Annotated in this window: 11 protein-coding genes; 8 read left to right on the top strand and 3 right to left on the bottom strand. The window is 61.8% G+C overall.

Going from position 1 to position 11,996, the window contains the following annotated elements; genetic code table 11:
• Positions 1-29 precede the first annotated feature (29 nt).
• Both QMY55_RS04585 and QMY55_RS04580 read left to right on the top strand, forming a co-directional pair.
• Positions 30-1,019 carry a type II secretion system F family protein gene (locus QMY55_RS04585; RefSeq protein WP_283487498.1) on the top strand — a complete coding sequence of 330 codons (990 nt, stop codon included), beginning with the start codon at positions 30-32 and terminating at the stop codon, positions 1,017-1,019.
• A 27-nt stretch (positions 1,020-1,046) separates the two neighbouring features.
• Positions 1,047-1,958, top strand: a complete 912-nt coding sequence (locus QMY55_RS04580; RefSeq protein ID WP_283487497.1) for a type II secretion system F family protein — start codon at positions 1,047-1,049, stop codon at positions 1,956-1,958.
• A 27-nt stretch (positions 1,959-1,985) separates the two neighbouring features.
• Here the strand turns inward: QMY55_RS04580 and QMY55_RS04575 are convergent, their stop codons facing one another.
• Complete coding sequence (locus tag QMY55_RS04575; protein WP_283487496.1) at positions 1,986-3,761, bottom strand: methyl-accepting chemotaxis protein; 1,776 nt, start codon at positions 3,759-3,761, stop codon at positions 1,986-1,988.
• Positions 3,762-3,855: 94 nt separating this feature from the next.
• Positions 3,856-5,607 carry a methyl-accepting chemotaxis protein gene (locus QMY55_RS04570; RefSeq protein ID WP_283487495.1) on the bottom strand — a complete coding sequence of 584 codons (1,752 nt, stop codon included), beginning with the start codon at positions 5,605-5,607 and terminating at the stop codon, positions 3,856-3,858.
• 153 nt (positions 5,608-5,760) lie between these two features.
• Between QMY55_RS04570 and QMY55_RS04565 the strand changes: the two genes are divergently transcribed.
• Genes QMY55_RS04565 through QMY55_RS04555 form a run of 3 tightly spaced genes read left to right on the top strand, consistent with a single transcriptional unit; the run spans position 5,761 to position 7,618 of the window.
• Positions 5,761-6,624, top strand: coding sequence for a 3',5'-nucleoside bisphosphate phosphatase (locus QMY55_RS04565; protein WP_283487494.1), 864 nt, complete (start codon positions 5,761-5,763; stop codon positions 6,622-6,624).
• A gap of 17 nt (positions 6,625-6,641) precedes the next feature.
• Positions 6,642-7,286, top strand: a complete 645-nt coding sequence (locus QMY55_RS04560) for an L-threonylcarbamoyladenylate synthase (RefSeq protein WP_283487493.1) — start codon at positions 6,642-6,644, stop codon at positions 7,284-7,286.
• Positions 7,283-7,618 (top strand): hypothetical protein, encoded by a 336-nt coding sequence (locus QMY55_RS04555; protein ID WP_283487492.1) that lies wholly within the window; start codon positions 7,283-7,285, stop codon positions 7,616-7,618. The genes QMY55_RS04560 and QMY55_RS04555 overlap by 4 nt, the downstream gene beginning before the upstream one ends.
• Position 7,619: 1 nt before the next feature.
• Here QMY55_RS04555 and QMY55_RS04550 read toward each other — a convergent pair whose 3' ends face one another.
• Positions 7,620-8,882 carry a methyl-accepting chemotaxis protein gene (locus QMY55_RS04550; protein WP_407650684.1) on the bottom strand — a complete coding sequence of 421 codons (1,263 nt, stop codon included), beginning with the start codon at positions 8,880-8,882 and terminating at the stop codon, positions 7,620-7,622.
• Positions 8,883-9,043: 161 nt separating this feature from the next.
• Between QMY55_RS04550 and QMY55_RS04545 the strand changes: the two genes are divergently transcribed.
• The 3 genes from QMY55_RS04545 (at position 9,044) to QMY55_RS04535 (ending at position 11,976) form a co-directional block, all read left to right on the top strand.
• Positions 9,044-9,712, top strand: a complete 669-nt coding sequence (locus tag QMY55_RS04545; RefSeq protein ID WP_283487491.1) for a site-2 protease family protein — start codon at positions 9,044-9,046, stop codon at positions 9,710-9,712.
• 42 nt (positions 9,713-9,754) lie between these two features.
• Positions 9,755-11,056 carry a tryptophan--tRNA ligase gene (locus QMY55_RS04540; protein ID WP_283487490.1) on the top strand — a complete coding sequence of 434 codons (1,302 nt, stop codon included), beginning with the start codon at positions 9,755-9,757 and terminating at the stop codon, positions 11,054-11,056.
• A gap of 206 nt (positions 11,057-11,262) precedes the next feature.
• Positions 11,263-11,976, top strand: coding sequence for a response regulator transcription factor (locus QMY55_RS04535; RefSeq protein WP_283487489.1), 714 nt, complete (start codon positions 11,263-11,265; stop codon positions 11,974-11,976).
• The last annotated feature ends 20 nt before the right edge of the window (positions 11,977-11,996 follow it).

The following is an 11,996-nucleotide window of genomic DNA, read 5'->3' as shown; positions in this document are numbered from 1 at the left end:
CCGAGAGAACGCAGTGAGAAGGAGCCGCCATGCCGTCCTTTTTTTCCTCCCATTCGGTCCTCATCATCATCGCGCTGGTGTTTGCTGCGGTGCTGCTGTTGCTGCAGGCCGCCCATACGCTGTGGAAACAGTACAAAAGCCCCGAGGCCAAGCGGCTGGAACGCCGCCTGCGGGCGCTGTCCGCGGCCGATGACCGCAGCGCGCCAACCAATCTCGTCAAGCAGCGCGTGCTCAGCAATATGCCGGCGCTGCAGCGCACGCTGCAGCGCATGCCGCGCGCCCACCGGCTGGACCGCATCATCGTCCAGTCGGGGCTGGACTGGACGGTGTCCGGCCTGCTGCTGAGCAGCGCAATACTGCTGGCCCTGGGCATGCTGGCGGCCAGCATGCTGCGCCAGCCCATGGTGCTGGCCATGCTGGCCGGAGCCGCACTGGGCGCCCTGCCCTGGCTCTACCTGCAACGCAAGCACCACCAGCGCCTTGCCCTGATGGAGCGCCAGTTGCCCGACGCCTTGGACCTGATGACGCGCGCACTACGCGCCGGCCATGCCTTTTCCGTGGGCCTGCAGATGGCGGGGGACGAACTGGCCGAGCCCCTGGCCGGCGAGTTCCGCCTGGTGCACGACGAGATCAACTACGGCACCTCGCTGCAGCAGGCCCTGAGCAATCTGGGCGAGCGCGTGCCGATCACCGATCTGCGCTACTTCATTGTGGCCGTTCTCATACAGCGTGAATCGGGAGGCAACCTCACAGAGATGCTGGGCAATCTGAGCCATCTGATCCGCGAGCGACTCAAGCTCCATGCCAAGGTTCGCGTGCTCTCGGCCGACGGGCGCATGTCGGCCTGGATTCTGGGCCTCATGCCCTTCGGTCTGGGCGCCCTGCTCTACCTGCTGAACCCTGAGTTCATGTCCCCGCTGTGGACCGATCCCATAGGCATCACCATCCTCCAATGGCTGGCGGTGATGATGGTCATCGGCATGCTGCTGCTGCGCCGCATTGCCCGCATCCGGGTCTGAGCCCGTACCGAACGCAAGGAGTCCGCCATGCTAATCATCGCCCTGCTCACCTTTACCGCCCTTATGCTGGCCGCGGGCGCCCTGTTCTTCTGGCTGACGCCGACGGCCACCGCACAGCGCCTGCAGGCGCTGTCCCCAGCCTCCGGACAAAGCCACTGGACGGAGACCGCCATCAAGCTGGTGGGCCCGTTCGCTCAGTTGTCCTCGCCGACAGAAGGCGTCGACGCCACACCGCTGCGGCTGCGCTTTCTAAATGCCGGCATCCGCAACGAGCATGCACCGCTGCTGTACTTCGGCATCAAGACCCTGCTGCCGCTGGTCATGGCATTTGCCGTGTACTCCCTCATGCGGGCCTCCAGCACCACAGAGTCCAGCCAGTTGCTGCTCTTTCCCCTGGCGGCCGCACTGGTTGCCTGCTATCTGCCCAACCTGGTGCTGCGCTGGCTGGCCAAGCAGCGCAAGCGCGAGATTTTCGAGAACTTTCCCGATGCCGCTGACCTGATGCTGGTCTGCGTGGAAGCCGGCCTGGGTCTGGATGCGGCCCTGGGCAAGGTGACCGACGAAATCCGCATCAAGAGTGAAGCCCTGGCCGAAGAGCTGCACTGGACCAATCTGGAAATACGCGCCGGCAGCACCCGCGAAAAATCCTTGCGCAATCTGGCCGCTCGTACTCGCGTGGATGAGATCTATACCTTCGCGGCCATGCTGACGCAGGCGGACCGCTTCGGCACCAGCATTGGAGATTCGCTGCGCGTGTTCTCCGAGGACCTGCGCCACAAGCGCCAGATACGCGCCGAGGAACTGGCGGCCAAGATTCCCACCAAGATGCTGTTCCCACTGGTGACCTGCATCTTCCCGGCCATCGTGATGGTGGTGCTTGGCCCGGCCATCATCCAGATCGTGCGCATGGTCGGCCCCATGTTTGCCGGAACCTCCTGAATGCCCTGGCCTCTCTCAGACCGGATCTCAGAAGCTCTCCCACTCGTCATCCGCAGCCTTCGCCTGCACTCCAACAGGCTCCCTCCCGCCAGCAATGCTGGCACGTACATGCTCTGGTGGCCGACTGGCAACCGCCGGCCTGGACGCAGCTGGCGCGGCGGCCTTGGGCTGCGGGCGTTGCGCCGCATGGGCTGGCTTGGCCGCTGATACAACCGCCGAATGTGACGCAAGCGGCTTTATCGAGGCCTGTGCCTGTTGGCCGATCCTGAAAACCGAGACGACTTGCGACAGGCGGCTGGCCTGTTCTTGCAGCGCCATGGCTGCAGCACTCGACTCTTCGACCAAAGCGGCGTTCTGCTGTGTCATCTGGTCGAGATTGCTCACGGCCTGATTGACCTGGTTGATGCCATCACGCTGCTCGGTGGACGAGGCCGTGATCTCGCCAATCAGGTCGCTGACGCGGCGCACGCTGGCCACGATCTCGTCCATGCTGCGTCCCGCCTGCTCCACTTGCTGGGAGCCCGACTGCACGTTATCCACGCTGGTAGTGATCAGCTGCTTGATTTCCTTGGCCGCTTCGGCCGAACGTCCGGCCAGTGCACGCACTTCGCCAGCCACCACGGCAAAGCCACGGCCTTGCTCGCCTGCTCGGGCCGCTTCCACAGCGGCATTCAAGGCCAGGATATTGGTCTGGAAAGCAATGGAGTCGATCACGCCGATGATGTCGGCAATCTTGCGACTGCTGTCGGTGATCTGCTGCATGCTCTGCACCACCTGCTGAACCACGCGGCCTCCCTGCTCAGCAGCTTGGGCCGCGGTCGAGGCCAGCTGATTGGCCTGACGGGCGGTGTCGGCGGACTGGCTCACCGTAGCGGTCAGCTCTTCCATGCTGGCGGCGGTCTCTTCCAGATTGGCGGCAGTCTGCTCGGTACGCGCCGACAGGTCCTGGTTGCCTGTGGCGATCTCACCCGAAGCAGTGGACACGGAATCCACGCCGGAGCGGACTTCGCCCACCACCGAGCGCAGGCGTGCTGTCATACCGTTGAGCGCATTCAGCAGTTGGCCCAGGTCGTCCTTTCTTTGCACGGATACGCTTTGGCTCAGATCGCCTGCTGCAATTGCGTCGGCAAGGCCCACAGCCTGCCCCAAAGGATGCGTGATGGAGCGAACCAGCAGCCAGGCCATCCAGCCCACCAACAACATGACGACAACCGCAATGCCTGCTGCCATCCAGATTGCATTGCGACGTGAGTGTTCAGCAGCCAACTTGGCCTCATCACGCTGCCGCTCCTGTAACTGCACGAATTCATCCTGGGTGGCCAGATATTGATCCGCAGTGGATGCCAGTCGCGATGCAATGATGGACTGCATCGCTGCAATGTCGCCCTCGGCCTTTTTTTCTCTCACTTCACCCTGAACTGCCGCAACCGTTTGGCGCGCCTGCGCCACGCGTGCCAGCAACGCCTTGTCTGCAGCAGAGTCGGCAGCCTCCTCAACCTGCTTCTGAAGCTGTACGACAAGCTTGATGCCATCCTTGGCCTGTTTCAGTTTTTCTGCGGCCTGGGCCTCATCCGCCATGGAGAGGGAAAAAGTCACCTGCTCCATCGTCAAAGCTGCCAGCCCCCGCCAGCGCAATGCGATGGAAATACGATCCTGGTTCTCCTGGACTGTCTGCGCAGCTTGGTCATTCAAGCGATTTACATAGGCCAGCAGACCGCCCAGCACCAGCAGCATGGCCATGGCTAGGCCGAGAACCAGCAGCCACAGCTTGCGGGAAACAGATACGTGATTGAGATTGAACATCTTTTGGCTCCTCTACAGCGCTACATCGGCTTTTGCGCCGCAGCTCTTCCTTGTCATTTGCAAGCCGGCTCCATATCAGCTCCTGCAAGCCAGTTCAGAATGTTTCCCACTCATCATCTGAAGCCTTCGCTGAGCTGTCGGCAGTCTTGCCCCTGCTGACACTGGCAGCCAGTGCAGGACTCGCTGCAGCAGCCGTCTTGGCTGGGGTCCGCAACGCAGCCTGTGCGGGCTTGGCCACTGATACTGCAGCGGACACCGAAACGGGAGCCAGCCGGGGAGCAGCCTGTTTGAACTGCTCCTGATGGCCAATTCTGAAAACCGAGACGACTTGCGACAGACGGCTGGCCTGTTCTTGCAGTGCCATGGCCGCCGCACTCGACTCTTCGACCAAAGCAGCGTTCTGCTGCGTCATCTGATCGAGATTGCTCACGGCCTGATTGACCTGGTTGATGCCGTCACGCTGCTCGGTGGACGAGGCCGTGATCTCGCCAATCAGGTCGCTGACGCGGCGCACGCTGGCCACGATCTCGTCCATGCTGCGCCCCGCCTGCTCCACCTGCTGGGAGCCCGACTGCACGTTATCCACGCTGGTAGTGATCAGTTGCTTGATTTCCTTGGCAGCTTCGGCCGAACGCCCGGCCAGTGCACGCACTTCGCCAGCCACCACGGCAAAGCCACGCCCTTGCTCGCCGGCACGGGCCGCTTCCACTGCGGCATTCAAGGCCAGGATATTGGTCTGGAAAGCAATGGAATCGATCACGCCAATGATGTCGGCAATCTTGCGGCTGCTGTCGGTGATCTGCTGCATGCTCTGCACCACCTGCTGAACCACCGTACCGCCTTGTTCGGCAGCCTGGGCGGCCGTGGCGGCCAGCTGATTGGCCTGACGGGCCGTGTCGGCAGACTGGCTCACCGTAGCGGTCAGCTGCTCCATGCTGGCAGCGGTCTCTTCCAGATTGGCGGCAGTCTGCTCGGTACGCGCCGACAGGTCCTGGTTGCCTGTGGCGATCTCGCCCGAAGCGGTGGACACGGAATCCACGCCGGAGCGGACTTCCCCTACCACCGAGCGCAGACGTTCGGTCATGGCATTGAGGGAGCCCAGCAAACGTCCCAGTTCATCATGACGATTGATGGCCACCTTGGCCGTCAGGTCACCTTCGGCAATGCGGTCCGCCAGGGCCACGGCCTCGTGCAGGGGGCTGGTGATGGTGCGAAGAATCAAGGTGGCCGTCACCAGACCCAACAGCACGATGATGCTGCAGACCACGGCAATCACCACATAGGCATTCCTCTGGCTGCTTTCACCGTTGAGCACAGCCTGGTTGCGTCGCTGCTCCTGCAGTTTCACAAATGCCTGCTGTGCCCCCATGTAATCAAGCGCTGCCGGGCGCAGCTGCTTTTCCACAATGTCATAGGCTGTGGCGAAGTCGCTTTCACTGCGGGCCTTTTGCACGGCGCTGTTGGCCTGCAGCGTCTTGCTGCGCCACTGCGCCACCTGCTCCAGCGATTTGCGCGAGGCATCGTCCTGGGCCAGATCGGTCACCTGCTTTTGCAGCTCGTTGATGCGGGCAATACCATCGGTCATCAGCTTGCGCTGCTGCTCGACCAGATTCTCCTCGGTCGAAATAGCAGCCACGATGGAACGATCCACACTGAGCTCCGTCAGGTGCCGCCACTCGCTGGCCAGGCTTGCCACCTGCTGTGCCTGCTGCACCTGCAGGGCAATGCCTGCAGAGACGCCGTTCAGATAGAAAAGACTGCCTGCCGTAACCAATAGCAGCCCCGCCAGCAGACACCCGACCAGGGACCACAACTTTTGGGTCACCGAGAACTGATTCAATCTCATGAAAGTTTGACCTCATCAACATCTGCGCAAACCCAAAGTGCCAGCTCATCCGAGCACAGGGCCACGCGCGCTGATAGCTTTTCGACGCATTTGCGCAAAAGTTGAGCCCGCTGCTGCAAACCCTTGGTCCGAGGCCCGGCCTACAATGAAGCCGTGCCTCAAACCTATCTCAACGCCGACCTGCACTGTCACTCTGTCGTCTCCGACGGAACGCTGACGCCCGAACAACTGGCCCAGCGCGCCGCTGCACGCGGTGTGGAACTGTGGTCGCTGACCGACCATGATGAGGTTGGAGGCCAGCACCGCGCTTCAGACGCAGCGCGCGCAGCGGGGATGGACTATCTGACCGGCACGGAGATCTCGGTCAGTTTTGCCGGCAGCACGGTGCACATCGTGGGTCTGGGCTTTGACGCTGATGACGCTGCCCTCACTCAGGGCCTGTACGACACCCGCAATGGCCGTGGCCCCAGAGCCCGTGAAATGGCCAGACAGCTGGAGCTGTCAGGGATTGCAGGAGCCTACGAAGGTGCCCTGCGCCACGCGGGCAACCCCGAGCTGATCTCGCGCACCCACTTCGCCCGCTATCTGGTGGAAACCGGCGTCTGCAGCGATACCTATGAGGTATTTCGCCGCTACCTGACGGAAGGCAAGCCCGGCTATGTGCCCCATACCTGGGCCAGTCTGCGCGATGCCGTGCACTGGATCACCAATGCAGGGGGCGTTGCCGTGATCGCCCACCCGGCGCGCTATGACTTCAGCCCCAATCTGGAGTACGCACTGTTTTCGGAGTTCAAGCAGCTGGGTGGGCAAGGCGTGGAAGTCATCACCGGCAGCCACCGCCCAGCCGAATATCTGACCTATGCCGATATGGCGCGGGAGTTTGAGCTGGCAGCCTCGCGCGGCAGCGATTTCCACAGCCCCGATGAATCCCAGATCGACCTGGGCGAGCTGCCTTATCTGCCTGCGCATCTGACGCCCGTGTGGGAACTGCTGCAAGAACGCATACAGCGCGCCTGACAACGACAAGGAATCATATGACGACCGTCTTTGAAGTCTATCCAGAAAATCCTCAGCCCCGCATCATCAAGCAGGCGGCCGAGATGCTGCGCAAGGGTGCCATCATGGCTGTCCCCACGGATTCAAGCTATGCCCTGGTCTGCCACCTCGACGACAAGAACGCCGTGGACAGGCTGCGCCGCATCCGCCAGATCAATGACAAGCACCACCTGACCCTGCTGTGCCGCGACCTGTCGGAGCTGGCCAACTATGCACGGGTGGACAACCGTCAGTACCGCCTGCTGAAGCTGGCCACACCCGGCCCCTACACTTTTATCCTGGAAGCCAGCAAGGAAGTGCCCAAGCGATTGAGCCACCCTTCACGCAAGACGATTGGCCTGCGCGTCCCCAACCGCAAGGGCCTGCAGTTGCTGCTCGATGAACTGGGCGAGCCTTTGCTGGCCACCACGCTGATTGCACCCGGTGAGACCGAGCCTCTCAACGATGCCGAAGCAATCCTGGAACGCTTCCCTCATGAGCTGGATGCCGTGGTCGATTCCGGGGCCTGCCCCAGCGAACCCACCACGGTGCTGGACCTGACACCCATGGCGGCCAACAATCCTCCTGCCCTGGTGCGCCAGGGCCTGGGCAGTCTCACGTCCCTGGGCCTGCAAGCGCAATGAGCGGGCCAACCCCGGCGCCGATCGCAAACCTTGACTTTGTCCAGGCTCGCTGGCCACTGCTGATTTCGGGCATTTGCACCTTGGCGGCGGTGACGGCCCTTGTCTCCATGCCCAGCACGCATTTCGGCTTGATTTACGCCATTGCCACGGCCTGGACCTGTTGGGCCATCCATGCCTATGCCAAGGGCAAGAGATTCCATGTTGCGCCAGGCCTGTACGCCGCAGCCGATGACTCCCAAAAGCTCCGTCGCATCGTGCTGGGTATTGCCATCTGCATGCACCTTGGCTTTACCGCACTGATGATCGGCAGCTTGTTCAACCAGAGCCGCTAGATCACGCCTCTTCGTACTCCAGCTCTCGGCTTTTCTGCATGGCCGGTCGCGTGCTGAAGCCATGTCGCACAGCTGGAACAGCGAAGGCAGCAGGCACCAAGGCCGGCATTTCGTCGTCGTCCAGCTTGAAGGCACCCACGGCCTGCTGCAGATCTTGCGTTCGCGCATTGAGTTCGCCCGCAGCCTGCGTGGCCTGCTGCACCAGCACGGCGTTTTCCTGGTTGGTGCTATCCATATGCGCTACGGCCATGTTCACATGGGCAATGCCTTCGCTTTGCTCCTGCAGTGCATGCGAGATCTCTCCCAACAGACCACTGACCTGCCCGGCCGCCTGCATGATGTCCTGCATGGTGCTGCCTGCCTGACTCACCAGCCCGGCACCGCTTTGCACCTGGCTGACGCTGGCATGAATCAGCTCCTTGATTTCCTTGGCGGCCTCGCCGCTGCGCTGGGCCAACGAACGCACTTCGCTGGCTACCACGGCAAAACCACGCCCCTGCTCACCGGCGCGAGCCGCTTCCACCGCTGCATTCAGGGCCAGGATATTGGTCTGGAAGGCAATGCCTTCTATGACCTGGATGATGTCCACGATCCTGCGTGAACTGCCGCTGATCGCATCCATGGTGTGCACCACCTGGCCGACCACCTCGCCACCCCGCTCGGCACGCGCCGACGCAGAGACAGCCAGAGAGCTGGCCGAATGCGCACGCTCTGCGTTCTGCCGCACGGTCGCCGTGAGCTGCTCCATGCTCGCAGCTGTTTCGGTCAGGGCGCTGACCTGGGCCTGCGTACGGCTGGAGAGATTGTCATTGCCGGCATCGATTTCACCGGCCGACACGCTGATGGCATCGGTCGACTGCTTGATGCGCCCCACCAGTTCGGTCAATGTGTCTTCCATGGTGCCCAGGGCTGTCAACAGACGGCCAAAGTCGCCCTGGATGTCGGAGGAGAATTCCTGGCTCAGGTCGCCGGAAGCCACCGTCTCCGCAATCAGGATGGCCTGCTGCAGCGGCTGCACGATACCTCTGCGCAGGCTAAACCACGCCACTACACAGACCGCGCACACCACTCCTCCCAATCCCAAAGCCCACCAGCGCGTGCTGTGCACATCCGCCAACAAGTCCTGCATCTGGGCAGGCTGCAGCGCCCCTGCTTGCAAACTTGCATCTACCGCTGACAGCGAACTCGAAACCATGGCCATCAGGATCAGCATCAGCATGCCGATGGAACCAAATACGATCACCAGCCGCATGCTGATGGGCAGTCTTGCAAAAATTCCCACGATGGATTCCTAACTTTGTCTCCAGTGTCAATGACCGGTTTTCGTTGCATTTTGCAACAATCCGTGAACAACACAACTAAGTGCTTGCCTCAGCTTCGCCGGCATCCTCTGCACTTGGGCCTCTGGTCTGAGACAATCCATCCGTGGAAATCCAAGAACTCATACAGACCGTACTGATCTACGCCCTGCCCGTGCTGTTTGCCATCACCATCCATGAGGCAGCACACGGTTATGCCGCACGTCACTTTGGCGACAACACGGCGGCCATGATGGGGCGCATCACGCTCAACCCCATCAAGCATATCGACCCCATCGGCACCATCTTGATGCCGCTGCTGCTGTACTTCGCCACGTCTGGGGCTTTTCTGTTCGGCTATGCCAAGCCCGTACCCGTGCGCTTCGACCATTTGCGCCATCCCAAGCGGGACATGATCTGGGTGGCGCTGGCCGGTCCAGCCTCCAATTTCGTGCAGGCCATCTTCTGGGCCCTGATGCTGGTGCTGCTGGTGGGGCTGGGCCTGCACGAGCGCTTTTTCCTCGAGATGTGCCGCGCTGGCATCATGGTCAACCTGGTGATGTGGGCCTTCAACCTGTTTCCGCTGCCCCCGCTCGATGGGGGCCGTATCCTCGTCGGTCTTTTGCCCTGGAAGCAGGCACAGGCCGTGGCCCGCGTGGAGCCCTATGGCTTTTTCATCGTCATGGCACTGGTGATTGCCGGTGTGGTGGGCAGTTACTGGCTGCGCCCGCTGATGAGCCTGGGCTATTCGGCCATCGACCTGATTCTCTACCCCTTCATGGCCTTGCTGCGCTGACACCGACGCTGCAGACCGTTACCGACATTTGCTGTGGATCCTATGAGCACTACCCGTTTTCTGACTGGCATCACCCCCAGCGGCACTCCGCACCTGGGCAACTACGCAGGCATGATGCGCCCCGCCATCGCGGCCAGCCGCGACAAGAAGGTGGAGAACTTCTACTTTCTGGCCGACTACCATGCGCTGATCAAGAGCCAGGACCCGGATCGCGTGCAACGCTCCACCATCGAGATTGCCGCCAGCTGGCTGGCCGCAGGGCTGGACCCCGAGCATGTGACCTTCTACCGCCAGTCGGACATCCCCGAGATTCCCGAGCTGACCTGGTTTCTGACATGCGTGACCGGCAAAGGCCTGCTCAACCGCGCCCACGCCTACAAGGCTGCCGTGGACAAGAACAATGCCTCGGGTGCCGAGCCCGATGACGGCGTGACAGCCGGTCTGTTCATGTACCCCGTGCTCATGGGTGCCGACATTCTGATCTTCAACGCCCACAAGGTCCCTGTGGGCCGCGACCAGGTGCAGCACCTGGAGATGGCGCGCGATATGGCGTCCAGCTTCAACCACATCTATGGCAGCGACTACTTCACGCTGCCCGAAGCCGTGGTGGAAGAATCCGTCGCCACCCTGCCCGGCCTCGATGGCCGCAAGATGAGCAAGAGCTACAACAACACGATTCCTCTGTTTGCGCCGCGCGAACAGCTCAAAAAGCTCATCAACAGCATCACCACCGACTCACGCGCACCCGGCGAGCCCAAGGAGGTCGAAGGCTCGGCCCTGTTCCAGATCTACCAGGCCTTTGCCAGCGAAGAGGAAACCGCCGCCCTGCGCCAGCAATATGCCGACGGCATTGCCTGGGGCGACGCCAAGCAGATGCTGTTCGAGCGCATAGACCGCGAAATCGCGCCCATGCGCGAGCGCTATGAATACCTGATCACCCACCCCGCCGAGCTTGAGGAAATCCTGCAGGCGGGCGCCGCCAAGGCCCGCAAGCTGGCAACGCCTTTCGTGCAGCAGCTGCGCAGCGCCGTGGGCATCCGCAATCTGGCCCAGGCGCAAAAGGCCAAGGTCAAGGCAGTCAAGGCATCGCTGCCCCAGTTCAAGCAATACCGCGAAGCCGATGGCCAGTTCTACTTCAAGCTGGTGGCCGCCGATGGTCAACTGCTGCTGCAAAGCCAGGGCTTTGCAGCCCCCAAGGAAGCCGGCCAGAGCATTGCGCAGTTGCAGCGTGAAGGCGCGGCGGCCCTGTCCACTCTGAAGCCCCGTCTGCAAGCCGTGGATGGCGTACAGGACGAGCAGGTGATACAAGCCCTGGAGCAACTGCGCGAAGCTGCCGAACAGTAAACACTGGGCGCAGCACAATGAGAACCAGCCCGCCGACCGCAATACGGGTTGTGAGAGGATGAAATCCTTCGGACAAAAGCATGACTTACGCAAACCAGATTCAGGCAGGAGCTTTGTTTCAAGACAGCCGTCTTGGCACACCCGCAGCGGCGGCCCGGCTCGGCGACGCCCGGCTTGTTTGCGTAAGTCCTTAAAAGGAATGACACATGCGTATCGCCGCCTTGGATGACGATGCCCTGCAACTGCAGCTGTTGGAGCAGGTCGTGACGGAAGCCGGTCACAGCTGCCACAACTTTCTCAAAGGAGCGGCCTTGCAGCAGGCGCTGCGCCGTGAAAGCTTTGACCTGTTGCTGGTGGACTGGGAATTGCCCGACATTCCCGGCACGCAGGTCGTGCACTGGGTGCGTGAGCAGATCAGCAAGGAGCTGCCCATCATCTTCATCACCCACCGCAGCGAAGAGGCCGACATTGTCGAAGGTCTGAACTGCGGGGCCGACGATTTCATGATCAAGCCCATCCGCGCGGCCGAGCTGCGGGCGCGCATGTCGGCTCTGCTGCGCCGTGCCTATCCGCTGACCTCCCAGAGCGTGCTGAATTTCGGCCCCTACCGTTTCATCACTGCCACCAACGGCATCGAGATGGATGGCCAGCCCGTGGAAGTCACCCACCGCGAATACACATTGGCGCTGACCCTGTTCCAGAACCAGGGCCGTCTGCTCTCTCGCGATCATCTGCGCGAAGTGGTCTGGGGCCATAACTCCGAGGTGCAATCACGCTCTCTGGACACCCATGTTTCGCGCCTGCGCAATCTGCTCAATCTGCGCGCCGGACAGCCTTACTCCATCTCCGCCATCTATGGCTATGGCTACCGCCTCGATGTGCCGGAAGCCGAAACACAGCCCACGCCCAGCTCCAGCTGATTTCCTTTTTTCATAGCTCA

The sequence above is a fragment of the Comamonas resistens genome, assembly GCF_030064165.1.
Taxonomy (GTDB): domain Bacteria; phylum Pseudomonadota; class Gammaproteobacteria; order Burkholderiales; family Burkholderiaceae_C; genus Comamonas; species Comamonas resistens.
The sequence above is the reverse complement of the archived record's forward strand: the minus strand, read 5'-3'. Positions and strand labels throughout refer to the sequence as shown.

Excerpts from the sequence above, each read along its gene's own strand:
- QMY55_RS04575 (WP_283487496.1), bottom strand. The coding sequence starts at position 3,761 with ATGTTCAATCTCAATCACGTATCTGTTTCCCGCAAGCTGTGGCTGCTG.
- QMY55_RS04570 (WP_283487495.1), bottom strand. The coding sequence starts at position 5,607 with ATGAGATTGAATCAGTTCTCGGTGACCCAAAAGTTGTGGTCCCTGGTC.
- QMY55_RS04585 (WP_283487498.1), top strand. The coding sequence starts at position 30 with ATGCCGTCCTTTTTTTCCTCCCATTCGGTCCTCATCATCATCGCGCTG.
- QMY55_RS04580 (WP_283487497.1), top strand. The coding sequence starts at position 1,047 with ATGCTAATCATCGCCCTGCTCACCTTTACCGCCCTTATGCTGGCCGCG.
- QMY55_RS04535 (WP_283487489.1), top strand. The coding sequence starts at position 11,263 with ATGCGTATCGCCGCCTTGGATGACGATGCCCTGCAACTGCAGCTGTTG.
- QMY55_RS04555 (WP_283487492.1), top strand. The coding sequence starts at position 7,283 with ATGAGCGGGCCAACCCCGGCGCCGATCGCAAACCTTGACTTTGTCCAG.
- QMY55_RS04560 (WP_283487493.1), top strand. The coding sequence starts at position 6,642 with ATGACGACCGTCTTTGAAGTCTATCCAGAAAATCCTCAGCCCCGCATC.
- QMY55_RS04540 (WP_283487490.1), top strand. The coding sequence starts at position 9,755 with ATGAGCACTACCCGTTTTCTGACTGGCATCACCCCCAGCGGCACTCCG.